Raw genomic sequence first — 26744 nt, forward strand, 5'->3', positions numbered from 1 at the left:
ATAGATTATCCTGTAAAAATACCGTGTCAAATACAAGTAAACATGCAATAATATAGGCGTAGCTTGATTTAGATAGAAAGGCTTCACTAAAAGGAAATTACTTACATTAATTAATGATAAATTAGGGGGAATACTGGAAATGAATCAGCTGAAATCGCAACTAGGCTTAACCCTTGTCGAAGTGTTGGCGGCACTTGTCATCCTCGGCATCGTCTTCGTCGGCATCATGACAGTATTTCCCCAAATGACCCTCTTCAACAATAAGACCGAAGCGAAACTCGACACGATGAACTTGGCCAGGCAGGAGATGGCTGAAATCACCAATGCGGACTGGCTGGGGGATCGCAGCGAAATAGATCCTGTCATTTACGAGAAGTTCATCGATAAATATGAAGATACGATGACAAGCTTAAGCTATACAAAAATTTCTGAGCAAAACGGCTATGCACGATTTGAAAAGCAGGATGGCTATCGGTATGAGGTCGAGCTTGCACTCGACTGTACACCGTTTTTGACGGAAACAGAAACTAGTCTCCTTAAATGCGATGATCCAACACTTGCCCAGTTGCATAAAATGCATTTAAAGATTTACGAAGACGGGCAAGTCAGTAGTGAAACGTATGGTTATCTCCAGTACCGCGTGGAGGAGCAAAATTGATGAAGGGCCTCGATGAAAAAGGCATAAGCCTCGTTGAAGTGCTCGCGGCACTGCTCCTTGTATCCATCATTGCGACTGCGGCATGGACGGCTCTGTCAATTGGCATGAAGCACACCACTGCAGAAACGAGCAAAACCGAAATCCAACAAGACGCTAATATCATTATCACGAAACTATCGGCTGCACATCGTCAAAATGAAGCGTATTCGCTTAAGTTTGAAGGTGGCCAATTAATGTTGAAAATTCCTGATGCTACTGGAGCGGGTGTTTTTGAGCGAGTGCTCGACAAAGAATATGACTATACAGGCACCATCATAGCCGGGAATGCAGATTTAACTGCCGAAACCTTAATCGAACCAAAGAAAAATCATGCAAATATCCAATTGAATTTAACAAAAAACGGCCGAAACTTAAGCATCCAGACGACCTTGACACGCATCCGCACGGACCGGCCATAGGAGGCGCAATATGAAAAAGCTGAATAACGAAAAAGGCTATGCGCTTGTCATCGTCCTGCTCATTATCGTCTTGTTTATGGGGCTGGCAGCAACCTTCATGGCGGGGTCATTGAATCACGCCAAACAAGAGAAAGTTGTGGATACAGGAAATCAAGCGGTAGCGGCTGCGGAAATGGGCACCATCTATTACAGTTCAGATTTCGAGCGTGAATTGAAATTGTTAAAAGAAGAAATGCAGCAGGAAACTCAACTCAAATTAAATGAGCTCATTGCCTGCATCGAATTGCCATTGGGTGCAACTTGCGATAGCGAATTGGAACGCACTGCATGGGAAGAAAAAATTGATAGAGAAATGAAAGAGTTATACGTCCAAAAAATTCTCGAAAAAAGCAATGAGTTGGATGCGTTGAAATTAGCTGGCGAAGAAAATCCATTTGATGGTGAACAAGTAAAATATCACGTCAAATCAGCAACCGCCAAGAAAATGAATGCGGCACAAAATGATGTGGAAGATTTGCTTGTCATCGACAAAGAAGTGAAATGGGTAGAGATTGTCTTAAATGTTGAAGGAAAAGCAATCGACAACCAAAAAGAACTAAACGCGATTTTTCAAGTAGAAATTCCAGATAGTTTTCTAGACAGTACAGAAACACGAAAGATCAACACCATAGTCATCACTGAAGATGAAGATTTGACTTACGATAAAGTCTTTTCACTGACACCGCCTACAATCTCTTGTGCAGACTTAGTGACTGCCGTTAAAAACAAGACAGCGGAAGCGCCTTATGAATGTAAAGCAAAGGCCGATGAAACATTAAAAGAGTTTCTAGCATCACTTGATGATGATATGGATCCGAAAGATTTCCGTGTTTTTACAGATGATTATGCGGATTTCGTTTGCGAGAACAGCTGCAACAACACTGACTTTCAAGGTATCAATATTGTCGTGAACGAAAATGATGCAGGGGCACCTAATAATATGAATAATCTAGTCAATGCCAATTTATTCATTTCGGGCAAGCTCTCAATCGGAAATAACATTATAAACCTTGGCAAGAACGGAGAAAAACAGACAATTGTTGTAAAAGAGCTGGATGTCGACGTAAACCTGAAAAATATGTACAACACAAATTTCCTCGTACTGGGTTATCAAGACAAAACGAGAAAAGCGCAAATAGATTGGAAAAACCATATTGAAGTCTCGAATCACTCCAACTTTTGCATAGATATTGACCGAATTGATCCGGATGATTTGTCGCGTTTGGAGAGGGAGATCGCGTTCTCGGACAGCGGCCATTTGATCTACTATACGGAAGTGGCAGAGAAGAATTTTGTTTTAAGGGATAAACACGGAACGATCAACCAAGAGCTGACCAGTATCTATGTAACGAGAGCCAGCGATTATTCAACGTTTTTGGAAAACTGCGGCATCTCAATGAAAGAAAGCAAGATTGTCCCGATCGATGTCTCGGTTCCAGAACCGATCGGATCTGGTTTCGGTTTAGAAGTTGAATATTAATAAAGAAATGCGCAAGGGGTAGGGGGAATAAGGGTGGTTAAATTATTGATATGGGTCATAATTGCTGCGGCAGTTATGGCAGGAGTGGTCTTTTTAAAAAAAATAGAGAATAAGAAAAAGACCTATATTATTGCAGTCGGCAGCCTTTTAGCGGCAGCTGTGGCGCTATGGATGCAAGGAAGTTTCGCTTGGCACATGAGCCTGCTCGCGATTCTCGGGCTGTCGCTCGTCACAGCATTGCTCTTCATGAAAATAGAAGAACGCGAACAACAGGAGAAAGTGAAGCTGAAAGAGGAGCGATTGAAACGCAAAAAACAGTCCGTTGCAATCCCACAAGAACCGAAAGCAATCAGAGAAGAGCCTGTAAAGAAACAGGAAGCCACCATAGAGAAATCCGAGAAGGTATTTGGCATGGAGTCCATCGGCCCGGTCGGAAAGGGGAATTAAGATGGACAATAAGCAATTCGGAAAAGTGTTCGGCGGCGTATTCGGAGCCGCCCTTCTGGTGTTTGGCACAGCCAATGCCGGTGCGTATGCGGTCGATGAATGGGTGTTCCCATCGGCTGAATACGGTGATTATACATATATCGGCACGACCGATGTCTCGAATATGGCGGTCACGGATGCCAAAAATTTGTTCTTGAGCCAGGCTTCCGCAGTTCGTGAATCATCGGAACTGCACGTCACGTATTTGGATGCGACAGCGAAATATCCATTGAAAGATGTTGAGATTTCATTGGATGAAACTTTGGAAAGAGCACAGAGCGGCGCACAGAACGACTTTGTGTTCGATTTATCTGAATCAACGACGCGTTCGTTCTTGAAAAAGCAATTTACCGATGTCCCATTTACAGAAGCGGATATCGCGAATATCCATCAGCAACTTGAGACTGCGCTTGAAGGCGGCCAGTCCGTGACACGTGTCGACATCAGCAGCGACTCGCTCGAAATGCAGCCGGAAGAAGTAGCACAATCGAGTTTCTCCCATAGTATCAGCAGCATCGGCGCAGACGAATTGATCGAAGCGCTCGATGGTACAGTGATCGGCCCGAATGAGTCGTTCGCATTTTTGCCGATGCTGGAAGAATTGACTTTGCTGGAAGCGACAGATGGCGAACTGACAGAAATCACTTCGGCCATTTACGGGGCCGTGTTGCGGACGAATTTCTTCATTGAACAGCGCAGCATCGGTGAACAAGTGCCCGAAAACGTGCCGGCTGGTGAAGAAGCAGCGATCAACCGTACATTGGGCGTTGATTTTGCATTTTCCAATCCAAATGCAAGTTCATTCACTTTGAACGTCTATTTGGAAAGCGATGTACTGACGGCATCCATCCACGGACAGCCGTTCGTCCACACGTATTACATTTCCGCTGCAAATGATAAAGAAGTCGAGCCGCGGCTCATCAAGCAATACAGCGCGTTCGTTTCAAGCGGTAAAAAAGTGCGCGAAGAAGGCCGGGATGGTAAACGCATTGAAGTGGTGAGAAGCATCTTAGAAGGGGATAAAGAAGTGCGCGTCGAACCCGTGTCGAGCGATTTCTATCCGCCGGTCCACCGCGTCGAAGTGTATCCGCTCACTGTACCTGAAGCGCCAGCGACCGATGCGGACGGGGAACCGGTTCCACAGCCTGGAGATGAAGGCTTTGTCGATGAAAATGATAATGGCATCCACGACCCAGCAGAACAAAGTGCTGAAGACGGCACAGTTGCCGGTGATGAGGGCGGAACAGGCACTGGACCTGATGAATCGATAGAAGGATCCAGTGAAGCAGGTAGCGATTCAACTGAGGATTCCGGAACCGATAAAGATAGTGAAAATGAAGATGAAAACGAAAACGATGAAAACGATGAAAACGATCCACCGGCAGATGAAGATCCGGTTTATGACAAAGCAGGAAAACCAGTCGACGAGTAACGACAGGGCAAGGGGGATTTGAATGGTAATTAAACGGAAACGCATTGGCGACATTCTTGTCGAGCAAGGCTTATTGACACAGGAAGAACTGCAAGGAGCGCTCGATTCGAAACAGAACGACCAGAAACTCGGAGACGCGTTATTGTCACGCGGGCTCATCACTGAGCAGCAATTGATCGAAACGCTCGAAGTGCAACTCGGCATCCCGCATGTCTCGCTGTTCCGCTATCCTTTCGACCCGCTGTTGTTCAATGTCGTGCCGAAAGATTTCGCAAAGCGCAAATTGCTTGTGCCATTGAAGACAGAAGGCGACCGCTTGTTCATCGCGATGACCGACCCGACGGATTTCATCGCGATTGATGATTTGCGATTGTCGACAGGCTTTCAAATCGAACCGACGATCGCCTCAAAAGAAGACATCATGAAAACGATCGCCAAGTATTACGAAGAAGAATCGTACGATGAATTGCTTGAAGAAATGCCGGATGTCAAAGAAGACAAGACCGACGAGTTGACTGATTTGGATGCGCCGATCGTACGCCTCGTCAATCAATTGCTGTCGAATGCGGTGGCAATGAAAGCGTCTGATGTTCATTTGGATCCGCATGAAGCCAAACTATTGGTGCGTTACCGGATTGACGGCACGCTTCGGACCGAGCGGATTTTGCCAAAATCGATGCAGCAGATGGTGACGGCACGCATTAAAATTCTTGCCAATCTCGACATTACCGAAAACCGCATTCCGCAAGATGGGCGTATCAAGACGACCGTCGACTTCCGGGCAATCGATTTGCGCGTATCGTCTTTGCCGACGGTATTCGGCGAGAAAATCGTTATGCGGATTTTGGATTTGAGCCAGAACTTGACCGATATTTCGAAGCTTGGCTTCAACGAAACGAATATGGCACGCTTTATGCGCGAAATCGACAAGCCGAACGGCATCGTTTTGATTTCCGGCCCGACCGGCTCCGGGAAATCATCTACTTTATACGCAGCGCTCAATAAATTGAATTCTGAAGAAGTGAATATCATTACCGTCGAAGATCCGGTGGAATATCAATTGGAAGGCATCAACCAGATCCAAGTGAACGCCAATGTCGGCTTGAGTTTTGCAGCGGGGTTGCGGTCGATTTTGCGCCAGGATCCCGACATCGTGATGGTCGGGGAAATCCGCGACAAAGAAACAGCGGACATTTCCATCCGCGCTTCGCTCACAGGGCATTTAGTGTTAAGCACGATCCACACGAACGACTCGATCGCATCGATCACACGTCTCATGGACATGGGGATTGAACCGTTTCTTGTCACCGCTTCACTGAATGCGGTCATCGCGCAGCGTTTGATCCGCCGCGTGTGCAGAGATTGCCGTGACATTCAGCCGGCCACCGTGCGCGAGAAAGAGATTTTCGCGAGAAGGGGCTTGTCGATCGACACCATTTCCCGTGGTGCCGGATGCCCGCAATGCAATATGAGCGGCTATAAAGGGCGCATGGCGATCCACGAGGTGCTCGTTGTCGACGATGCCATTAAAGATGTCATTAACAGAGGTGGCACAGCTGCTGAGATCCGCAAAATCGCTGTCGCCAATGAAACGATTTTTTTGATTGATGACGGCTTATTAAAAGTAAAGGAGGGCATGACGACGACGGAAGAAGTGCTCCGCGTTGCCATGAGTGACTAATATGAATGAAACCGCTATTGATTTTATCGATAAAGTATTGACCGCAGCGCGGGAACTTGATGTTTCCGATATCCATATGACGACCGGCATCCCGCCCGTCTTTCGCATGCACGGCTCACTCAAGCGCTACGGGGAAGAGCGGCTGTTACCGGACGATACCGAAGCGATCGCGAAAGCATTGATGCCGGAAAGTTTATGGGAGACGTTCCTGCAAAAAGGCGAGATGGACTATTCCTACGCGATTCCCGGAGTGTCCCGCTTCCGTGTCAATTCGTTCCACCAGCGCGGCTCCATTTCACACGCGTTCCGGACAATCCCGACAGTTATACCGTCAATCGACGATTTGAAAATGCCGGATACTTTGAAAAAATTAGCCGATACGCATCAAGGCTTGATCCTCGTCACCGGCCCGACCGGTTCCGGGAAATCGACAACTTTGGCTGCGATGATTCGCCATATGAATGAAAATATGTCGAAACATATCATCACGCTCGAAGACCCAATCGAGTATATGCATAAGCACGGCTCATCGGTCATCGACCAACGTGAAGTCGGCTTTGATACGAAATCATTCGCCAACGGTTTGCGCGCCGCACTCCGTCAAGACCCGGACGTCATCTTGGTCGGCGAGATGCGTGACCTTGAGACGATCACGACCGCGATCACTGCGGCTGAAACTGGCCACTTGGTCATGGGCACGCTTCATACATCAAGCGCCGCGTCTACCGTCGAACGGATTATCGATGTGTTCCCGCCCGAGCAGCATGCACAAATCCGCACGCAGCTTGGCGGCATCTTGAAAGCGGTTATCTCACAGCGCCTGCTTCCAACAGCGGACGGCAAAGGGCGCGTCGCTGCGACTGAGATCATGATCCACAACACGGCGATCGCCAACTTGATCCGTACCGAAAAAGTCCACCAAATCCCGAACGTCATCTTGACGAACCGCGCGGCAGGCATGCATCTCATGCAGACATCCGTCCAGGAGCTATTGAATAAAGGCCGCATCACGAAACAGATCGCGGCGCCTTATTTGATCGGAGGCGAAGAGTAAGTGGCGCGCTTTAAATACGAAGGCCGTGACCGGAAGAAAATCCGCGCCGGCTACGTCACATCCGGAAATCGCCATGAAGCGGTTCAAAAATTGCGCGAAGAAGGAATCCGTGTTATTGATATTCGCGAAGTGCCGGTCGGCGCCTTGCAAAAAGACATTTCGTTCGGCAGTCCGGTCAAACGCGACCAGTTCATCATGTTTTTGCGTCAGTTCTCGACGTTGATGCGCGCCGGTGTCACCATCGTCGATTCGGTGAAAATTTTGTCCCAGCAAGTCGAATCCAAGCAGCTGCGCAAGACGCTCGCTGAAATCGATGAAGAACTGAGAAAGGGAAATTCCTTATCCGATTCGCTCGCCAAGTACCCGAAAATCTTCGAACCGCTCACTGTTAACTTGGTGCGCGCTGGGGAACTGTCCGGGAATATCGACGACTCGCTCGACCGTCTCGCGACGCATTACGACAAAGCGTACCAGACGAGGCAAAAAGTCATCTCGGCTATGAGCTATCCGGTCGTCGTCGGCATTCTTGCGATCGGCGTCGTCATATTCTTGTTATCGACGATTGTCCCGATGTTCGTCGATATGTTCCAAGGCTTTGGCGGCGATTTGCCGATTGTGACGCAAATCGTCATGGGGGCGAGTCGATTCACGGTTCAGTATTGGTATTTGCTTGTGCTGTTCGCGTTGATTTTTGCCGGGACAATCTGGCTTATGAAACGCAGTGAGCAAGGGCGCATGATACTCGATACGCTCGTGTTGAAAATCCCAATCTTCGGGAAGCTTCTGCAAAAATCTGCACTCGCCAGGCTTACCCGCACGCTCAGTTCGCTGTTCACCAGTTCGGTGCCGATCTTGCAGGCCATGACAATGACCGAAAAGGTCGTCGGCAATGCGGTCATGTCGAAAGTGCTGTTAGCGTCGCGTGATTCACTCGAACGCGGTGGATCTCTGACTGCGCCGATGAAACAGCACTGGGCATTTCCACCGCTCATTCCGCATATGATCGCAATCGGTGAACAGACCGGATCGCTCGATCATATGCTTGCTAAAGTAGCGGAATTTTACGAGAAAGAGGTGGAAGCCGAAACCGACAGACTTAAAGCCTTAATTGAACCTTTAATGATTGTCGTGCTTGCAGCTCTCGTCGGGACTATCGTCTTAGCTATTATGATGCCGATGTTTGAGATGTTTAATAATGTGGATAATTTGTAGGTAATTTAGCAATATTAACAAGAAAAAATTTCTAAAAAAATATTAAAAAGATATTGTTTAATCTGCGACCATTGATATAATTAAGCTGTACTGAAAGTGGTACTTACTTAACAAAATAATAAGGGGGAAAAGAGAATGAAAAAATTCTTGCAAAAGAAATTAAAAGATCAAAAAGGGATGACGCTGATCGAGCTTTTGGCGGTTATTGTTATCATCGCGATCATCGCGGCAATTGCTATTCCGGCGATTAGTAACCTGATTCAGAACTCACGTGAGGATGCACTTGTAGCTGATGCACAAAATGTATTGTCTGCTGCAAATTTGTATTTCGCTGAAAACAGTGATGAACCAACGGCAGAACTTGCAGCCGCAAGTGAGGATGGGACTGTAGCTGCTAGTGATGATCTCGACGGTTATTTGGAAAGTTACGGGAATATAACCTCGTTTACGGTAACAAAAGAAAATACTGATGGTAACACTGTAATTGAGTTTGAAGGTACAGCTGGCAGTGAAACATACACAGTCGATGCTAAAACTAAAGCTCAATTAGATGCGGGTAGAGAAGCATTAGGAACTCCAAATTCGAATTAATTATATTAGAAAAAGTTAAGATTTAAAGGAGCTGATCAAAATGGCTTTACCGTTTTTCCAGAAAAAAGCGCGCGTAGCGACGATTACGATAGAAGAAGATGCAATCCGCTATGTTGAGCTGAAGTCTGCGGAACCGGTTTCCTTGATCCAGGCGGAAGAATTATTTCTTCCAAAAGGCATCATGGACAGCGGCAAAATCGTAGATCCAGAAGCGCTCGCTGTGGAACTCGGTAAGGCGGTCGATCAGTGGGGTCTCTCCAAAAAGTCAGTCCGATTCCTCGCCCCTGACGAATTTGTTATCATCCGCAAAGTCCCTTACCCCGAAGAAGTCGAAGCCGACGAATTAAAAGGGCATTTCTTTATCGAAATCGGATCCACTTTGTATTTGCCTTTTGAAGACCCGGTATTCGATGTGGTGCCATACCACTTGGATTCCGACGAACCGGAAGCGATTATCATCGCCTCAAAAGAATCGGTTATCAAAGATTACGAAGATCTATTCGACGGTGCCAAACTAAAACCTCTTGTCGCTGATATTACGCCGCTTGCGCTTTACCGCTTGGCGTATCTCGAACACGATTTCCTGGAAGACGAACACATCATGCTCATCGATATGCAAGGCAAGAAAATGACAGTATCGATTTTCCATGAACATTTCCCGATGTTTATGCGGCCGGTCGATCTCACTGTGCTCGTTGCAGACCCGGAAGATCCGTCGCAATTGCTTGAGGCTGTCGAAGAAGAAGCTGAAAAGCTCGGCAATTTCTACCGTTACAATATGAACGAAGGCGAACAGGGCATCACGAAAGTCATCTGCAACGGAGAGTTCGGCGATTGGCATGCATTTTGCGGCCGTTTGTCCGACCGGTTCCTGATAGACGTCGAGCCGCTCGTCAAAGACGGCATCGAAGCGGACGGCAAAATGGTGCCACCGCGCTTTAACCGGGCAATCGGCCTGGCGTTGAAAGAGGTGTAGGCATGTTAGTCGATATTAATTTACTCCCACAAAAAGAACGCGACCGGCCAGCTGTTTTAATCGCGGCGGTCGCGATTTTATTATTGGCGATCATCATCTGGGCAGTTTTTGCCATGATGTCAAGAGCCGAAGCGAATGAACAACAGGCTTTGCAAGTCCAGGCGCAGGGCGTCATGGCTGAACAGGCACAAATCCGCAGTGAACTCGAAGCGCGCCAAGGCATGAACGAAGAACAGCAATTGCAGGCGACGGTCGAATGGGCCGAAAGCTATCAATTCGATACGATTCCGCTATTGGAAGAACTGGTCTCCTTGCTTCCGGCACGCGGCTTTTTCCAAACTTTCTCCTACACAGGGCTAGACCAAGCGCAGCTCGTGGTCCAGTTCGACTCATCCCGTGAATCAGCTTATTATTTGGCTCAGCTGAAAGCGTCCGAACTTCTGTCGTCCGCGACACTCGATAATGTCGCGACGGAAATTTTGGAAGAACAGACAGAAGGCGAAGAAAGTGAAGAAAATGAAGCTGTAACGAATGCGCCGCGTTATTTGGCAACTTATACATTATTGTTCCAAGACGAACGCATCCCGGTTGAAGGCGGCGAAGAAGCAGAAGGGGAAGTTGTGGAAGAAACAGCTGAAACCGAAACAACTGCCGAAGAACCAGCGGAGACAACAGAAACGGAAGACACGGATGTCGAAGTGGATGTTGAAGTCGACGCGGACGATGCAGAAGCAGGGGGTGAAGCCGCATGAGCAGTATGACAAAAAGCCAAAAAGAAAAAGCGCTCATCGCACTTGCTGTTTTATTCCTGTTAGCTCTCGGATTGTATTCTTACTTCTTGATGTATGTACCGGCGAAAGAAGCGCGCGAACAAGCCCAGCAAACGCTGCGTTCTGAACGCGACGTTTTGATGGCGTTGCAGACGCAAGTAAAGGAATTACCGGAAGGCGAGACTGTCAGTGCACTTGAACTGCAGAAGAAAGTGTCGATCGATCCGCTGTCTGAGTTGATGGTGTTACAGATTGAAGAAGCAGAGCTCATCTCCGGAACACGCGTCGAAGCGATTCAGCTCGCAGAAGCGGATGTCGCACTCCCGGTTCCAGTCGAAGGACTCGAGAATTTAAAAGAAGTGGAAACAACTGTCGCGTTTACGGCAGAAAATTATAACGAAATTACCGACTTTATTTCTGAAATCGAGGAAATGGAACGCATTCTGGTCATTGAGTCGATCAATTTTGGCGCCAATCCCGAAGTGCGGGAAGTGGTTGAAGAAACCGAACGCTTGCAAGTAACGCTGTCGTTTGCGGCGTATTATCGCCCAGACCTCATTGCTTTGGAAGACACTGTGCCGAAAATCGATGCACCGGCGCCTGCCGATAAGCAAGACCCGCTGCCGGCGAACGATGGCACAGAATACGCCGATGACGACGAAGAAGAAACAGATCCCGACGTGGATGTCGACGTCGACGTCACGGTCGAAGAAAGTGCATCGGAGGAAGAGTAAAGGAAATCATTGCGATTTCCTTTTCTTCTTTTATCAGGCAATGCTTCGTTTATAGGTTCGCTATAATTACAAACCATCCTGAATTACAAAATGAAATTTACTCTATATAGCAAAACTGCTGAGACTCCCGCGGGAAAGCGAAGTAGCTTTGCGGAACATTAAAAGCTGGAAATTTAAATTGTACTGATGGCTAACAAATTCTACTAGTAAAAGAGGGACCTTATGATTGCTGTATATTCCGTTTTTGCTTCTGTCTTCGGGTTAGTGTTCGGCTCGTTCTATAATGTCGTCGGCTTGCGTGTACCGAAAAATGAATCGATCGCCTATCCGCCGTCACATTGCACGACCTGCGACCGGCGCTTGACGGCGCTTGATCTCGTGCCAGTGTTTTCTTATTTGTTGCTGCGCGGCAAATGCCGGAAATGCGGTTCAAGCATCCATTGGGTTTATCCTTTAATGGAGGCGATCACCGCTGTGTTGTTCACAGCCGTCTTCTTAAAATTCGGCTTTACGCCAGAACTCATCGTTGGTTTATTGTTCGTGTCGATGCTTGTCATTATTACCGTATCTGACATCGCCTATATGCTCATCCCCGATAAAGTACTATTGCCGTTCGCGGCGGTGCTACTCGTGTTGCGCTTTATCATTCCGCTCGATCCGTGGTGGGATTCATTGCTTGGCGCGGCAGTCGGATTTTCAGTGTTGTTGTTGATTGCGACAATATCAAAAGGCGGCATGGGCGGGGGCGATATCAAACTGTTTTTCGTCATCGGGCTCGTGCTCGGAACGGCCGGGGCTTTGCTGACCTTATTCTTCGCCTCGTTCATCGGTGCGGTCGCCGGCATCATTTTGCTGAGAGTGAGAAAGCAAGGTAGAAAAACACCGATTCCGTTCGGCCCGTCAATTGCTCTATCTGCTGTACTCGTCTATTTATGGGGAGAGCAATTCATCGGCTGGTATATCAATTTATTTATGTAGATTATAACTTTATTATGTAAACTTTAAGTTAATCAAAAGAAATGAGAGTAGAGCAAGCTTTTCCAAAAGGTGTACTAGAGAATATCACTCTAAACTTATAAAAAAACGACAGCGCCGAAAATCGGTGCTGTCGTTTTTTCTTATTATCCGTTATAGCGGATCGGTGAAGCTGGTCCAAGATCAAGACCGAACAACATCCAAACGATCAACATCAATGTCCAGAAAATCATGAAGAAAATCGAGTATGGGAACATGACCGAAATCAAAGTACCGATGCCCATTTTCTTGTCGTATTTCTGTGCGAATGCAATGACGATTGCGAAATACGTCATAAGCGGCGTGATGATGTTCGTTGATGAATCGGCAATGCGGTAAGCCATTTGAGTCAATTCTGGTGAATAGCCAAGCTGCATCATGATCGGCACGAAGACCGGTGCAAGCATTGCCCATTTCGCAGAAGCGGAGCCGATAAACAGATTGATGATCCCGACGACGATGACGAAGCCGATGATCAACGGTATGCCCGTCAAACTCATGGATTCCAGTGCTTGTGCACCGTAGACACCGAGCACCATGCCCATATTCGATTCAGCAAAGTAAGCGACGAATTGTCCGGCAGTGAATGCCAGGACGATGAAGACGCCCATTGATGCCATCGTATCAGACATTTGCGCAGCGACGTCTTTGTCGCTCTTGATGTTCTTCGTTGCGATGCCATAAGCAAGCCCTGGCAAGAAGAACAGGATGGTAATGATTGGAACGAGTGAGCTCATGAACGGAGATTGCACGATGCCGCCATCTTCTCCGCGCAATACGCCGTTTTCCGGAACGATGAGAAGAGCTGTCAGGATGACGCCGACTAGTGTCGTGATTCCAGCCCATAGCAAGCCTTTTTTCTCAAGCGATGTCAAGCTCGTCATTTCTTCGCGGAACTCGCCTTTGTATTCGCCAAGGCGTGGTTCGACGACTTTTTCCGTCACCACAGCGCCGACGATTGTCAACAAGAACACGGAAACGATGATGAAGTAATAGTTCATCGCGATGTTCATGCCTTCAGCATAGCCCGGGTCGATGATCGAAGCGGCTGCGATGGTCAATTCCCCAAGCATCGCGTCCGTTGCCGATAATAGCAAGTTGGCTGAGAATCCGGCAGAAACACCGGCAAACGCTGCGGCAAGGCCGGCAAGCGGATGGCGCCCGAGTGCGATAAAGATCACCGCGCCGAGTGGAGGCAAGACGACATATCCAGCATCCGATGCGACACTCGACATGATACCGGCAAAAACCAGTCCGCCAGTGATGAGGAATTTCGGAATCGACAAGACGAATCCGCGCAATACTGCGGAGATGAGGCCTGTGCGTTCCGCAACCCCAATACCGAGCATCGTCACGAGCACGACGCCGAGCGGAGCGAAGCCGATAAAGTTATCGACCATGCTCGCGAAGATGTATTGAATGCCTTCTGCGTTCAATAAGTTCTTCACTTCCACGATTTCGCCTTCTTGGCCTGGGTGTTCGACAGAGATGCCGAGATTCGCCAGCAAAGCGGAAACCGCGAGGACGATGATTGCGAGAACCGCAAACAAAGTCACCGGATGCGGCAGTTTATTACCGATCGTTTCGATGCGGTCGAGGGATTTTTGGAACAATCCTCGTTTTTGTTTTTTCAAAATAGACAAACTCCCTTCCAACATAAATATGAAAACGACTATCAAATTATTTTGTAATAGTAATTTTCAAAAAATTAAAGACTTCACCCATTATAAAACCTAGAGAAACATAAGAAAAGCAATTTAAGGAAGTGCCAATTGCGCTAATTTTGGATAATGTTTGACAAGTCTTGAGAATGTACTTAGGACGCGGGATAGAGAAGTGTGCAATAACATTAACAAAAAAATAAAAAATTTGAAATGTCCTCGTATTATGTGAAAGCGCTATCTTAAAAAACGATATTTATAAGCTCGTTTAGGATGGAATTCAGTATTTCACCATTTTGCCACGGCTTTTTGATAATGGTATGATGTCTCGAAAAAGGAGGTTTCTTTCCATGAAATTCACATCAAAACATCCACTGATTTTGGCCTCGCAATCGCCGCGCCGCCAAGAGCTGCTCGGCCTGCTTGGAATTCCGTTCGACATCGTGCCGAGCGAAATCCCGGAACCCGATCCGCAAGATTTCCAGTCAGCGGTCGACTATGTCCGCGCATGCGCTGTCCAAAAAGCGAAAGATATCGCAGCGAACCACCCCGAAGCGCTCGTCATCGGCTCGGATACCGTCGTCGTATTGGACGGGGAGATTTTATTGAAGCCCAAAGACAAACAACAAGCATCCGCGTATTTGCACAAGTTGTCTGGGGCGACTCACGAAGTCATCACCGCCGTCTGCGTACGCCAAGGCGATGAGGAAGCAACGTTTCACGAACAAGTACGGGTACGTTTTTACGAATTGCCTGCGTCATGGATCGATGCCTATACCGACACAGAGGACCCTTACGACAAGGCAGGGGCGTACGGCATCCAAACGGTGTCGGGCTTGTTTGTGGAAAAAATCGAAGGCGATTACAACGCAGTCGTCGGCTTGCCTATCGCGAAGCTGCTCCAGCACTTGACGCAGGCAGGCTACGTAAAAGTCGAAGGAGCGCATGATTATGCCAAATGACCAAGCGATGATGATCCGCGATGTCCATATTGCCGACCGGCCGCGCGAACGGCTCATTAAACAAGGAGCGGTGAGCTTATCCAATCAAGAGCTCATCGCGATCCTGTTGCGGACCGGCACACGCGAGGAATCGGTTTTGCATCTCGCGAACCGTGTCCTCAAGCAATTCGAACATCTCCACGAACTGAAGCATGCCGCCATTGAAGAAATGACGGCAATCAACGGCATCGGCGAAGCGAAAGCCGTCCAGCTGCTCGCTGCTATCGAACTGGGTCGCAGGCTCGCTTCCAAGCAAACCGATGAACGCTTCACGATCCGTTCCCCGAAAGACGCCGCCACTTATTTGATGGATGACATGACCTCGCTCAAGCAAGAGCATTTCGTCTGTTTATTCCTCAACATCAAAAACCAAGTGATGCACCGCCAAACCATCTTTGTCGGAAGCCTCAATGCCTCCATCGTCCATCCCCGCGAAATTTTCCGCGAAGCCGTCAGACGCTCGACCGCCTCCATCGTCTGTGCACACAACCATCCTTCTGGCAATCCCGCACCGTCACCTGAAGACATCGATGTCACCAAGCGTCTCATGGAAGCCGGCTCGATCATCGGCATCGAACTGCTCGACCACATCATCATCGGCGATCATCAATTCACTTCATTAAAAGAAAAGGGGTTCATGTAGCACTGTATATTTTTTTCCGGATGTTCTATAATGGGTGGTATTGCGCAAAGCTGTTGCCGGTACCCCCGGTTTACATAAGAAAGGACCGATTCATGTGTTTGGATTTGCTTCAAAAGATATCGGCATCGACCTCGGAACGGCGAATACGCTCGTCTATTTAAAAGGGCGCGGCATCGTGCTCCGGGAACCATCGATTGTCATCAAGAACACCCGCACGAACGAAATCGTCGCTGTCGGCAAACGCGCGCGCGATATGATGGGCAGAACGCCTGCCAATATCGTCGCATTGCGGCCGATGCGCGATGGCGTCATCTCCGACTACGACACGACGCTCGCGATGATCAAGCATTGCATCAGTGAGGCGACCGGCAAAGCGCCTGGCAAATGGCGCGGCGGCAAAGTGATGATTTGCGTGCCATACGGCGTCACTTCAATTGAACAGCGCGCCGTTATGGATGCTGCGCGTGCAGTCGGGGCAGCGGAAGCTTATACGATCGAAGAGCCCTTCGCTGCAGCAATTGGCGCAGGGCTTCCGGTATGGGAACCTGTCGGCAGCATGGTCGTCGATATAGGAGGCGGAACGGCGGAAGTCGCCATCATCTCGCTCGGCGGCATCGTATCGAGTGAATCGATCCGCGTCGGCGGGGACGAGATGGACGAGGCGATCAAGCATTACGTCCGCAAGCGCTATAATGTCGTCATCGGTGAACGAACGGCTGAAAACCTGAAAATGGGCATCGGCACCGCCGCTGTCTTGAATGAGGAAGAGGCCGAGCTGGATATGGAAATCCGCGGCCGCGACCTCGTGACCGGCTTCCCGAAAACCTTGACGATTACCGCAAAAGAAATGGAACAAGCCTTGAAAGAACCCGTCACGCGCATCGTCGAAGGCCTAGGCACCACGCTTGAGAAGACGCCGCCTGAACTGGCGTCTGATATCATGGACCGCGGCATCGTCTTGACGGGCGGCGGGGCGTTGTTGAAGAACCTCGACAAAGTGATTGCGGATGCGGTCGGCATGCCGGTGTTTACGGCGGACCATCCGCTTGATTGTGTCGCGCTCGGAACCGGGCGCGCACTTGAAGACTTCGACCGTTACCGCACGGCGATCGAAAGACGCTAAGTTTTACTGCTCTACACGAGCCAATCAATAAGGAGGATGGCCTCATATGCCACAATTTTTATCGAATAAGCGGCTTATCCTGTTGTTGATCGGCGTCATCCTGCTCGTCGCCTTGATTTCCTTGACGCTCCGGGACCGTGGCCAAGTGTCGCTGCCCGAACAGATTGTCAAGGAAGCGGTAGGCGCCGGGCAATCGGTATTTTCACGGCCCGCACATTTTGTGACCGGTGTTTTTGATAATATCGACTCGCTGATCAATACATTTGAAGAAAACCGCCTGCTGAAAGCGCGCCTTGAGGAATTTGCGGGCGTGCAGGCAGAAGTGACCGACCTTCGTTCCGAAAACGAGGAACTGAAAGAACTCGTCGGCAAAGAAGAAGATTTACGTGAATACAACCCAATCCAGGCAGTCGTCATTGCCCGCAACCCGGATCAATGGGAAGAGAAAATCATCTTAAACCGCGGCACCAATCATGGCGTCAAAGAAAACATGGCCGTCATGACCGCTGGTGGCTTGATCGGCAAAGTAACGATCGTCACACCGACCACGTCGACCGTAGAACTGGTGACGACGCAAAACCCGAACTACCGCGTATCGGCGATGGTGCTCGGCGAGGATGACGTGTTCGGTTTGATCGAGGGCTATGACGCTGAGCGCCGCGAGCTGCTGCTCAAGCGCATCGATTTCTCGGTTGACTTGAAAGAAGGCGACAAAGTCGTCTCAAGCGGGCTTGGCGGCATTTTCCCGAAAGGCATTGTCATCGGGGAAATTACGGAAGTGACGATTGATGAATTCGGCTTGACGAAACTGGCATATGTCAAACCGGCAGCTGACTTCTCGATGCTCAATCACGTCGTTATCGCAGACCGCCTCGCGCCGGAAGTGGACGGCGAAGACAACGGAATGACAGAAGAAGAGGAAGAGGAATCATGATCCGCTTCCTCGTTCCCATCGTCTGCCTCGTGCTGTTTTTCGTCGAACCGATCTTCGGGTTGTTTTCGCCCTTGTCGATTGGCGGATCGCTGTATTACGTCGTCCCGCGTTTCCTCATTTTATTCCTGATCTTTTTGACCGTTTTCTATGAACTGCGCCATGCGTTGTTTTACGGTTTGTTCTTCGGCCTCTTGTATGATGTCTTTTACATTGATATTATTGGATTATATTCTTTTCTGTATCCGGCCGTCTGCCTGATCGCCGCGTACTTTTTCAAAAAGATTCCACAAAATCTGCTGTCAGCGACGCTGCTGGCACTCGGTCTTCTGCTCGCAATGGAAGTGGCACTTTACTTGTTCTTCCAATTGATCGGCTTGACCGATGCGCCAGCCGGGACGTTCCTGACATCCAGACTGTGGCCGACCTTAATCGCCAACGCCCTGTACTTAGGATTGCTTGGCTGGGTGTTCAGGTCGATGATGGTCACGCAAGATCCACAGCGTGGCACTAAGTTCGGGTTATATTAATGAAAGCGCAGGTGACAGGTTTTTTGAAAAATATCGTGAATATCAAAGGAACGAACAAAGGGCTTCTCATCCAGCTCAATGATATGGCCTCCTATACGGAAATCCTCGATGAGCTGAAGAAGAAAGTATCCGACCCTGCGCTCGAAGGGGACGCGGAAGTACAGGTCCAATTGGCGAATCGCCATTACAGCAAAGCCCAGTTGGAAGAAATCAAGAAAGTCATCCATGACAATTCGAAGATGAAAGTGATCGGCACGAAATGCGATGTCGTCACCGTCGAAGAATGCAACCGGATGATCGCTGAGCGCCAGTCGGAAACTTACGTTGGCATCGTCCGTTCCGGGCAAGTCATCAAAGCTAAAGGCGACCTCGTCGTCATCGGCGACGTCAACCAGAACGGCCGCATCGAAGCGGGCGGCAACGTCTATGTGCTCGGGCGCCTTAAAGGTTTTGCCCATGCAGGAGCTAGCGGCAATAAGGAAGCAGTCATTGCCGCATCGTGGCTTGAAGCAACGCACCTGAAGATTGCCGATGAACTCGAGACGATGACCGATGAACTCGACAGCTTGTCGGAGCAGCCTGAAATGGAATGCGCATATTTACATACCAGCGGCAAAATCATCATCGACCGTTTGCAGGAACTGAGATTCCTGCGGCCGCAAATTTCTACGTTTAAAGGAGGAAGCTAGTGTGGGAGAAGCTATCGTAATTACATCAGGCAAAGGAGGCGTCGGCAAAACGACGTCTACTGCGAACCTCGGCACTGCATTGGCTCTTCAAGGCAAAAAAGTGTGCTTGATCGATACCGATATCGGGCTTCGCAACCTCGATGTTATTTTAGGCCTCGAGAACCGCATCATCTACGATTTGATCGATGTGCTCGAAGGCCGTTGCAAAATCCATCAGGCGCTTGTGAAAGACAAGCGTTTTGAAGACAAATTATTCTTGCTTCCGGCGGCACAGACGGCCGACAAGAACGACGTCAACCCGGAGCAGATGAAAGAATTGATCGAAGGGATGAAAGCGGACTACGACTTCATCATCATCGATTGCCCGGCCGGCATCGAACAAGGCTACAAAAATGCCGTTGCCGGCGCTGACCGCGCGATTGTCATCACGACTCCGGAAATCTCCGCAGTGCGCGATGCTGACCGCATCATCGGTTTGCTGGAGTTGGAAGAAAACCTGGAAGCGCCGAAACTCATCATCAACCGCATCCGCCCGCATTTGATGGAAGCGGGTGACGCACTCGATGTCAACGAGATCACGACGCATTTGTCGATCGATTTGCTCGGCATCGTGCCGGATGACGAACGCGTCATTTCGAGCTCGAACAAAGGCGAACCGGTCGTCATGGACCCATCGAACCCTGCAGCACTCGGCTACCGCAACATTGCGCGCCGCCTGCTAGGTGAATCGGTTCCGCTCATGACCATGGACAAGCCAAAACCCGGCATGTTCGGCAAACTGAAATCCATTTTCTCAAGCAAATAATATTCAATAGTAGAAACGCCACTGCATTTGCGGTGGCGTTTTTGTGTTGAAAGATTTTTCTGAATGAAATGTAGGAGGAGGGACAAGGGGATACAAGACATTCTGCTGATATGATATTACATTACGAATTCAAAAGAATAATAAAAATGAGTGTAATGGAGATTGCGCTTCAAGGGGCACGCTTGCCGAGGGGCGGGTGTTGAGCCAATGTGCCACAAAGAGCGCGGCACATTTGTCTCGCCAGCCCGCGCGGTCCCTCAGGCGTCGGCCCCTTTCCGCTTCATCTCTACATTTAAAGTGGAAATTATTTTCATTTGTCACTGACATTAGCTTCGATAATTTGTTTCGGCGCTTGAAGGGGAAGTGATTCCCCCACTAGCCGGCAACTAACTATAGAAACAGATCTGCTTAAGCAAGCAAGAACCAATGAAATCTTTAAGCAGACCAGCGCCCAGGGTGAGCCGATGCCGTAAGACAGGTGTTCTTCCTGGCTTATGGCAAGAGGCCAACCCAAAGCAGGGAGGCGATACTCCAAAATGAAATAAACTCGAACACGTGGAACCTCTCCACATATTTCATTCTTCAACTCACACAAACCGATAGGGAAGCGATTTCCCCACTAGCCGGCAACTAACTATAGAAGCAAATCTGCTTCAGCAAGCAAGAACCAATGAAATCTCTAAGCCGACCAGCGCCCAGGGTGAGCCGATGCCGTAAGACAAGCGTTCTTCTTGGCTTATGGCAAGAGGCCAACCCCAAGCAGGGAGGCGCCCTTCCATAATGACGAAGATATGAAAACAAGCAACATTACCACACACTTCATTCAATAATTCACAAGCCAGTAAAGAAGCGATATTTCATTACTTTAACCACAATCCCAAAAATGAAAAGCACACATCACCAACTCTTTTCAGTTCTCTGTTGACGCGGGTCTCTCCCGCATGATATTATTCTAATGTTATGTTTGTAGCGCACCCGTGCTACAACCGCTCGAACCAGGTCTTAAAGCATCGCGAGATCACCTGGATAGGCGAGTCTTAGTCTAAGAGGAGGTGCAAGGATATGTACGCAATTATTGAAACTGGTGGAAAACAAATCAAAGTGGAAGCTGGCCAAGAGATCTACGTTGAGAAAGTGAACGCAGAAGCTGGTGACACGGTAACATTTGACAGAGTTCTATTTGTAGGTGGAGACGATACTAAAGTGGGTGTTCCTTTCGTAGAAGGAGCAACTGTTACAGCGAAAGTTGAAAAACAGGGCCGCGGCAAGAAAATCACTGTCTTCAAATACAAAGCGAAAAAGAACTACCACAAAAAACAAGGTCATCGTCAGCCATTCACGAAATTGACTGTTGATGCAATCAACCTGTAAAAATGATCCGGGTGACTATTCATCAAACCGACAGCTATATTAAAGGCTTTGAAATGTCGGGGCATGCGGATTTTGCCGAACACGGCAAGGATCTGGTATGTGCCGGTGCTTCAGCTGTTTCCTTCGGGGCAGTGAACGCCATTATGGAGCTGACGGGAATTGAGCCGGACATCGAACAGGCAGATAGCGGTTTTTTGAAAATCGACTTTCCGGAGAACATGGATAAAAAGACGGATGAGCAGGTTCAACTGCTTGTACGCGCTATGGTCATTTCTCTGGAAACGATTGAACATGAATATGCAGACTTTATAAAAATAACCTTCACAGCTTAGGAGGTGGGACATATGTTGAAATTAAATCTTCAGTTTTTTGCATCCAAAAAAGGTGTTGGTTCAACGAAGAACGGTCGTGATTCGGAATCAAAACGCCTTGGCGCAAAACGCGCTGACGGACAAGTCGTAACTGGCGGATCTATTCTTTACCGTCAACGCGGTACGAAAATCTATCCAGGCGAGAACGTTGGACGCGGCGGAGATGACACACTTTTCGCGAAAATCGACGGAACAGTACGCTTCGAGCGCTACGGCCGCGATAAGAAAAAAGTGAGCGTCTACCCGGTTGCTCAGGAAGCTTAATAAAAAACGAAAAGGGCTGCTTTCGCAGTCCTTTTTCTTTTGAAACAAGGTAATAGCCAAAACCCGCGCCGGGAAATCCGGCCGGAAACTTGGTATACTGGTTAAAAGTGCGTGAAAAGGAAGTGCATTATGGACGACAGGCTAACGGTGGCACAATCGCTTCGGCATGCGCGCCATGATTTTTTGAATGAGCTGCAGATGATCAAATTGAATCTGGATTTGGGGCGCACAGACAGAGCCCAGGCGCTCATTCGTACGTATGCCGAAGCGGCTATGCACCAAAGCCGGCTGTCGGCTCTCTCTATGCCTGAAACGGAAGAGTGGCTATTGACGGCTGGCTGGCGTTTTCCGGAATTGCGCCTAGTGATGTCCTGCGAAGCCAAGCGGGCGCCGCGCGAATTGGATGCGGTGCTCTGCAGCTGGCTCGAGGCATTTGCGGAAAATGCAAAAGAAGCGTTTTCCGATGCTTGGCCATATCCGGTAGAGCTGCACATAATGGAAGCGGACGGCCGGTTTTCACTGGAACTGTCAGGACCAGGCGACTGGTCGTCATTGATTTTGGATTCATCGCAATTAGCAATTGGTAAAGCGTGCGGATCGGATCGCTCGAAAGTTGAGATCCACGCACAGATGGAGGGATAATATGTTTGTCGATCACGTAAAAGTATATGTAAAAGGTGGCGACGGCGGGGATGGCATGGTAGCATTCCGCCGCGAAAAATATGTACCGAACGGCGGGCCAGCCGGAGGCGACGGAGGGAAAGGCGCTGATATCGTCTTCCAAGTCGATGAAGGCTTGCGCACGCTGATGGATTTCCGGTTCAAACGGATCTTTAAAGCTGAGCGCGGGACGCACGGCATGAGCAAAAACCAGCACGGCGCCAAAGCGCATGACACGATCATCAAAGTTCCACCGGGCACTGTCGTCAAAGACGCAGAAACTGGCGAAACGATTGCCGATTTGGTCGAAGAGGGCCAATCCGCTGTCATCGCACGCGGTGGGCGCGGCGGACGCGGCAACTCCCGTTTTGCGACGCCTCAAAACCCGGCTCCCGAACTTTCGGAAAAAGGCGAACCGGGCTTAGAGCGCAACGTCGTCTTGGAATTGAAAGTATTGGCGGATGTCGGCCTGGTTGGCTTCCCGAGTGTCGGGAAATCGACGTTATTGTCGGTCGTTACTGCGGCTAAACCGAAAATCGGCGCGTATCATTTCACGACGATCGTCCCGAATCTCGGAATGGTCCAAACAGAAGACCAGCGCAGCTTCGTCATGGCGGATTTGCCAGGATTGATCGAAGGCGCACACGAAGGAATCGGCCTAGGCCATCAATTTCTGCGCCATATCGAACGGACACGCGTCATTGTCCACATCATCGATATGTCGGGTATGGAAGGCCGCGATCCTTATGAGGATTACGTGACCATCAACGAAGAATTGAAGCAATATAATATGCGCTTGACTGAACGCCCGCAACTGATTGTGGCGAACAAGATGGACATGCCGGATGCGGAAGAAAACTTGGAAGAGTTCCGCAAAAAATTGCCGGAAGACGCAAAAGTGTTCCCGATTTCCGCATTGTCGCGAAAAGGTTTGAACAACCTGATGTTTGCAGTAGCCGACTTGCTCGAAGTGACGCCTGAATTCCCGATGGAAGACGAGGCAGATCCGGATGCAGCGGATACGGTTCTTTACAAGCACGAATTGCAAGGCGACGGATTCGATATCTCACGCGACCCGGACGGTGCTTTTGTCCTTTCCGGCTATGCAATCGAGCGGATGTTCAAGATGACCGACTTCTCTCGTGAAGATTCGATTCGCCGATTCGCCCGCCAAATGCGCGGCATGGGCATTGATGATGCTCTTCGCGAGCGCGGGGCAGAAAACGGCGACACGGTCCGTTTGCTTGAATTTGAGTTCGAATTCACCGACTGATGCGGAGGGTACTTGAATGAAGGATATTTCGGAACAACGCTATTACCTGGTGCGGGAAGATGTACTGACGGAAGCGATGGTCAAGACGCTGGAAGTGAAAAAATTGCTTCAGCGCGACCGCATGTCCATTCTGGATGCGGTCGCACAGACTGGATTGTCGCGCTCGGCATTCTATAAATACCGTGACGCGGTTTTTCCGTTTCATTCCATCGTCAAAGAGCGGATCTTGACGGTTTTCCTGCAATTGGAAGATCGTTCTGGCACGCTTGCGACTTTGCTTCAATCCGTTGCGGAAATGGGCTGCAATATTTTGACCATTCACCAGACCATTCCGATCCAAGGACGTGCGAACGTCACCTTGTCACTGGATGTGACGGCGATGGACGTCGACTTGGACATGTTCTTGCAGCAATTGAAAAAACTCGACTTTGTTGAGTCGGCCGATGTGGTATCAAGCGGTTCGTCATAAATGTAGGGGGAATGAGTCCATGACTAGAGAGAAAAAGAGAATTTCGTTTTTAGGTCCGGAAGCGTCGTTTACGCATTTGGCCACTTCTAAAGTATTTCCAACAGAACAGCTGATGCCGTATACGACCATTCCCGAATGCATTGAAGCGGTCGCGGATGGCACGGTCGATTATGCAGTCGTGCCGCTCGAGAACGCGCTCGAGGGATCGGTTCCGCTGACGGTGGATTATTTGTTCCACGAAGCGGAGCTTTATGTGACAGCGGAAGTGCTGTCGCCGATTGAGCAGCATTTGCTGGTCCATCCGGAAAACCGCGGCGCGGAATCATTCGAAGCGATCTATTCGCATCCACACGCTTTGGCGCAATGCCATAAGTTCCTGTACTACACTTACAAGCACACGCCGCTTGAGCAATACAGCTCGACAGCGGCGGCCGCTAAAATGGTAGCGGAATTGCCGGAGCGTAATATTGCGGCGATCGCTAATGACTACGCAGCGGAAAAATACGGTTTGGACATCGTACAGCGCGACATCCATGATTTTCATTTCAACCACACGCGCTTTTTCGTCCTGTCGAGAAGCAACCATAAATTGACTGACCCGGGCCACGAAGCGCAGATTAAGACGACTTTGATGATCACGCCGCCAAAAGACGACCGGTCTGGTGTTTTGCACCAGGTGCTGTCGGTATTCGCGTGGCGCCAATTGAACTTGTCGAAGATCGAATCGCGTCCTTTGAAGACAGGGCTCGGCAATTATTTCTTTATCGCCGATGTACTGGAAGACGAGAATGCGGCGATGATGCGCGGTGCGTTCGAAGAGCTCACAGCTCTCGGCTGCGGTGTTAAAACGCTCGGTTCCTACTATACGTACAATTCATAACAAGCACGAAAAAATCCCCGGACGCCTCATTGGCATTCGGGGATTTTTCTTATTCCGCTTCTTCGAGCAGATAGCCGTGCTGTTTCATCGCGTCAACTGCTTTCGCAAGCGTTTCAGGAAGATCGGCCGTGATGGTGTGGATATGCGTGCCTTCGGTCAGTTCGAGCAAGTAACTCGCACCGGTATCGCGTATGCGCTGCATGAACAAATCGACATCAAGCGGCGTCGAGACGTGGATCCCAGCCGTCAGTTCACCATAAACAGGGTGTTCGATCGAGACATCCTTGACCGTGACGCCACAGTCAACGAGCAGCCGCAATTCCGCTTCCGTGTCTTCCGGTTTATGATTGCAGGCGATGCGCCGGCTCACTTGTTTATTGCCGCTCGGGTCCAAGTACAGGTAGCCTTGGCTCGTCGCGATGATCGGTTCGCCTTTCGCCTTCAATAAGGTCATGTCGCCGACGACTACTTGGCGTGACACTTGTGCGAGTTTTGCCAGTTCGCTGCCGGTCATCGGCCGACCCGCTTGCTTCAGCTCATCCAATAATACATTGCGGCGTTCTTCACCGTATAACTTTTTCATGAAAACCCTCCGTTGCTCCATATTGCTATACTTTATTTTAACATAAAGAGAAACTTCAATCAGCGGGGAGCTCTTTCATCCCCGCTGATTGTTAGTTGATCCAATCGGACTTTTACGGCCTGTGGGATTTCGCTTGGTAAAGCGAAAGCCTTACAGACCGTTAAAGCGGGATAAAGAGAAACTTCAATCAGCGGGGAGCTCTTTTAGCGCTTCACAATGTCTAGCCGAACCGGATAGCTTTCTTCGTAGGAGCGGGCGGAATATGGTATAATCAATAGGTTGAAAATGAAAGGGCGAGTGCAATGTACGATTACATAAAAGGCCAAGTCACGCGTGTGACGCCTGAATATTTAGTAGTGGAACAGCAGGGAGTCGGCTGGCAGATTTTTGCGCCGAACCCGTATTCATTCGGATCCGATGAACTGCAGATCTTTGTGCATCATCACGTGCGGGAAGACGCACAATTCCTGTTCGGCTTTCCGACGCTTGAGCAGCGGGAATTGTTCCGCAAACTCATCAGCGTTTCGGGCATCGGCCCTAAAGGCGCGCTTGCGATTTTGGCATCCGGACAGCCGCAATTCGTCATCGAGGCAATCGAGCAAGAAGACGAAAAGTATTTGGTGAAATTCCCTGGCGTCGGCAAGAAAACCGCCCGCCAGATGATCTTGGATCTTAAAGGCAAGCTGACGGATTTCTTCGGGGAATCCTATGCAGAAGCCGGTCAGCCGGACTTGTTCGGCGGCGACGAATCAGAGCTGGAAGAAGCGATGCTCGCACTTGGGGCGCTCGGTTACTCCGAACGCGAGATCACGAAAGTGAAGCCACAACTCAAGGGCCTGGAACTCGACACGGAAGGCTATATGAAAAAAGCGCTTCAATTATTATTGAAACAAACTTAACGAGGA

Annotated in this window: 30 protein-coding genes and 1 other annotated feature; of the genes, 28 read left to right on the forward strand and 2 right to left on the reverse strand. The window is 49.3% G+C overall.

Annotated elements, in window-relative coordinates:
* Positions 1 to 139 precede the first annotated feature (139 nt).
* From AUC31_RS05495 to AUC31_RS05555, 13 genes are all read left to right on the forward strand, one after another.
* Positions 140 to 658 carry a type IV pilus modification PilV family protein gene (locus AUC31_RS05495; protein ID WP_058381014.1) on the forward strand — a complete coding sequence of 173 codons (519 nt, stop codon included), beginning with the start codon at positions 140 to 142 and terminating at the stop codon, positions 656 to 658.
* A complete protein-coding gene (locus tag AUC31_RS05500) occupies positions 658 to 1116 on the forward strand; it encodes a prepilin-type N-terminal cleavage/methylation domain-containing protein (RefSeq protein ID WP_058381013.1) in 459 nt (152 codons plus the stop codon). Before AUC31_RS05495 ends, AUC31_RS05500 begins: the two co-directional genes overlap by 1 nt.
* A 10-nt stretch (positions 1117 to 1126) precedes the next feature.
* On the forward strand, positions 1127 to 2635 hold the full coding sequence (locus tag AUC31_RS05505) for a hypothetical protein (protein ID WP_058381012.1): 1509 nt from the start codon (positions 1127 to 1129) through the stop codon (positions 2633 to 2635).
* A 33-nt stretch (positions 2636 to 2668) separates the two neighbouring features.
* Positions 2669 to 3082 carry a hypothetical protein gene (locus tag AUC31_RS05510; protein ID WP_058381011.1) on the forward strand — a complete coding sequence of 138 codons (414 nt, stop codon included), beginning with the start codon at positions 2669 to 2671 and terminating at the stop codon, positions 3080 to 3082.
* Between the two features lies 1 nt (position 3083).
* Positions 3084 to 4553 (forward strand): VanW family protein, encoded by a 1470-nt coding sequence (locus tag AUC31_RS05515; RefSeq protein ID WP_058381010.1) that lies wholly within the window; start codon positions 3084 to 3086, stop codon positions 4551 to 4553.
* A 22-nt stretch (positions 4554 to 4575) separates the two neighbouring features.
* Positions 4576 to 6234, forward strand: coding sequence for a GspE/PulE family protein (locus tag AUC31_RS05520; protein WP_174519997.1), 1659 nt, complete (start codon positions 4576 to 4578; stop codon positions 6232 to 6234).
* Position 6235: 1 nt separating this feature from the next.
* Entirely contained in the window at positions 6236 to 7288 is a 1053-nt protein-coding gene (locus AUC31_RS05525; protein ID WP_058381009.1) for a type IV pilus twitching motility protein PilT, read from the forward strand.
* Positions 7289 to 8500 carry a type II secretion system F family protein gene (locus tag AUC31_RS05530; protein WP_058381008.1) on the forward strand — a complete coding sequence of 404 codons (1212 nt, stop codon included), beginning with the start codon at positions 7289 to 7291 and terminating at the stop codon, positions 8498 to 8500.
* 135 nt (positions 8501 to 8635) lie between these two features.
* On the forward strand, positions 8636 to 9091 hold the full coding sequence (locus AUC31_RS05535; protein WP_058381007.1) for a prepilin-type N-terminal cleavage/methylation domain-containing protein: 456 nt from the start codon (positions 8636 to 8638) through the stop codon (positions 9089 to 9091).
* Between the two features lie 40 nt (positions 9092 to 9131).
* Positions 9132 to 10067, forward strand: a complete 936-nt coding sequence (gene pilM / locus AUC31_RS05540) for a type IV pilus biogenesis protein PilM (RefSeq protein WP_058381006.1) — start codon at positions 9132 to 9134, stop codon at positions 10065 to 10067.
* Between the two features lie 2 nt (positions 10068 to 10069).
* Entirely contained in the window at positions 10070 to 10819 is a 750-nt protein-coding gene (locus AUC31_RS05545; RefSeq protein ID WP_058381005.1) for a PilN domain-containing protein, read from the forward strand.
* On the forward strand, positions 10816 to 11571 hold the full coding sequence (locus tag AUC31_RS05550) for a pilus assembly protein PilO (RefSeq protein WP_058381004.1): 756 nt from the start codon (positions 10816 to 10818) through the stop codon (positions 11569 to 11571). The genes AUC31_RS05545 and AUC31_RS05550 overlap by 4 nt, the downstream gene beginning before the upstream one ends.
* A gap of 222 nt (positions 11572 to 11793) precedes the next feature.
* Positions 11794 to 12549, forward strand: a complete 756-nt coding sequence (locus AUC31_RS05555) for a prepilin peptidase (protein ID WP_058381003.1) — start codon at positions 11794 to 11796, stop codon at positions 12547 to 12549.
* A 143-nt stretch (positions 12550 to 12692) separates the two neighbouring features.
* Here the strand turns inward: AUC31_RS05555 and AUC31_RS05560 are convergent, their stop codons facing one another.
* On the reverse strand, positions 12693 to 14219 hold the full coding sequence (locus tag AUC31_RS05560) for an AbgT family transporter (protein ID WP_058381002.1): 1527 nt from the start codon (positions 14217 to 14219) through the stop codon (positions 12693 to 12695).
* A 377-nt stretch (positions 14220 to 14596) separates the two neighbouring features.
* On the opposite strand from AUC31_RS05560, the gene AUC31_RS05565 reads away from it, so the two are divergent.
* The 14 genes from AUC31_RS05565 (at position 14597) to pheA (ending at position 25256) form a co-directional block, all read left to right on the forward strand.
* Positions 14597 to 15208 (forward strand): Maf family protein, encoded by a 612-nt coding sequence (locus AUC31_RS05565; protein WP_058381001.1) that lies wholly within the window; start codon positions 14597 to 14599, stop codon positions 15206 to 15208.
* Positions 15198 to 15890, forward strand: a complete 693-nt coding sequence (gene radC, locus AUC31_RS05570) for a RadC family protein (protein WP_101190166.1) — start codon at positions 15198 to 15200, stop codon at positions 15888 to 15890. Before AUC31_RS05565 ends, radC begins: the two co-directional genes overlap by 11 nt.
* Positions 15891 to 15984: 94 nt before the next feature.
* A complete protein-coding gene (locus AUC31_RS05575) occupies positions 15985 to 17013 on the forward strand; it encodes a rod shape-determining protein (RefSeq protein WP_058383653.1) in 1029 nt (342 codons plus the stop codon).
* Positions 17014 to 17059: 46 nt separating this feature from the next.
* Positions 17060 to 17947, forward strand: coding sequence for a rod shape-determining protein MreC (mreC, locus tag AUC31_RS05580; RefSeq protein WP_058380999.1), 888 nt, complete (start codon positions 17060 to 17062; stop codon positions 17945 to 17947).
* The gene (mreD, locus tag AUC31_RS05585; protein ID WP_058380998.1) at positions 17944 to 18474 is read left to right on the forward strand and encodes a rod shape-determining protein MreD; all 531 of its coding nucleotides are present in this window, start codon (positions 17944 to 17946) and stop codon (positions 18472 to 18474) included. The genes mreC and mreD overlap by 4 nt, the downstream gene beginning before the upstream one ends.
* Entirely contained in the window at positions 18474 to 19163 is a 690-nt protein-coding gene (minC, locus tag AUC31_RS05590) for a septum site-determining protein MinC (RefSeq protein WP_058380997.1), read from the forward strand. The genes mreD and minC overlap by 1 nt, the downstream gene beginning before the upstream one ends.
* A gap of 1 nt (position 19164) precedes the next feature.
* Positions 19165 to 19968: a septum site-determining protein MinD gene (gene minD, locus AUC31_RS05595; RefSeq protein ID WP_058380996.1), complete on the forward strand. Its 804-nt coding sequence runs from the start codon at positions 19165 to 19167 to the stop codon at positions 19966 to 19968.
* Between the two features lie 974 nt (positions 19969 to 20942).
* Positions 20943 to 21016, forward strand: a sequence feature (ribosomal protein L21 leader region).
* Positions 21017 to 21030: 14 nt separating this feature from the next.
* Complete coding sequence (gene rplU / locus AUC31_RS05600; protein ID WP_058380995.1) at positions 21031 to 21339, forward strand: 50S ribosomal protein L21; 309 nt, start codon at positions 21031 to 21033, stop codon at positions 21337 to 21339.
* A gap of 2 nt (positions 21340 to 21341) precedes the next feature.
* On the forward strand, positions 21342 to 21671 hold the full coding sequence (locus AUC31_RS05605) for a ribosomal-processing cysteine protease Prp (protein ID WP_058380994.1): 330 nt from the start codon (positions 21342 to 21344) through the stop codon (positions 21669 to 21671).
* A 12-nt stretch (positions 21672 to 21683) separates the two neighbouring features.
* Positions 21684 to 21974 carry a 50S ribosomal protein L27 gene (gene rpmA / locus AUC31_RS05610; RefSeq protein ID WP_058380993.1) on the forward strand — a complete coding sequence of 97 codons (291 nt, stop codon included), beginning with the start codon at positions 21684 to 21686 and terminating at the stop codon, positions 21972 to 21974.
* Between the two features lie 129 nt (positions 21975 to 22103).
* A complete protein-coding gene (locus AUC31_RS05615) occupies positions 22104 to 22616 on the forward strand; it encodes a Spo0B domain-containing protein (RefSeq protein WP_058380992.1) in 513 nt (170 codons plus the stop codon).
* A 1-nt stretch (position 22617) separates the two neighbouring features.
* Positions 22618 to 23907, forward strand: a complete 1290-nt coding sequence (gene obgE, locus AUC31_RS05620; protein WP_058380991.1) for a GTPase ObgE — start codon at positions 22618 to 22620, stop codon at positions 23905 to 23907.
* Positions 23908 to 23923: 16 nt separating this feature from the next.
* Entirely contained in the window at positions 23924 to 24376 is a 453-nt protein-coding gene (locus AUC31_RS05625) for an ACT domain-containing protein (protein WP_058380990.1), read from the forward strand.
* A gap of 19 nt (positions 24377 to 24395) precedes the next feature.
* Complete coding sequence (gene pheA / locus AUC31_RS05630) at positions 24396 to 25256, forward strand: prephenate dehydratase (protein WP_058380989.1); 861 nt, start codon at positions 24396 to 24398, stop codon at positions 25254 to 25256.
* A gap of 49 nt (positions 25257 to 25305) precedes the next feature.
* On the opposite strand, the gene AUC31_RS05635 is transcribed toward pheA, so the two are convergent.
* Entirely contained in the window at positions 25306 to 25839 is a 534-nt protein-coding gene (locus AUC31_RS05635) for a transcription repressor NadR (RefSeq protein ID WP_083509124.1), read from the reverse strand.
* Positions 25840 to 26141: 302 nt separating this feature from the next.
* On the opposite strand from AUC31_RS05635, the gene ruvA reads away from it, so the two are divergent.
* Positions 26142 to 26738 carry a Holliday junction branch migration protein RuvA gene (gene ruvA, locus AUC31_RS05640; RefSeq protein WP_058380987.1) on the forward strand — a complete coding sequence of 199 codons (597 nt, stop codon included), beginning with the start codon at positions 26142 to 26144 and terminating at the stop codon, positions 26736 to 26738.
* The last annotated feature ends 6 nt before the right edge of the window (positions 26739 to 26744 follow it).

The organism is Planococcus rifietoensis (assembly GCF_001465795.2).
In the GTDB taxonomy this organism is placed as follows: domain Bacteria; phylum Bacillota; class Bacilli; order Bacillales_A; family Planococcaceae; genus Planococcus; species Planococcus rifietoensis.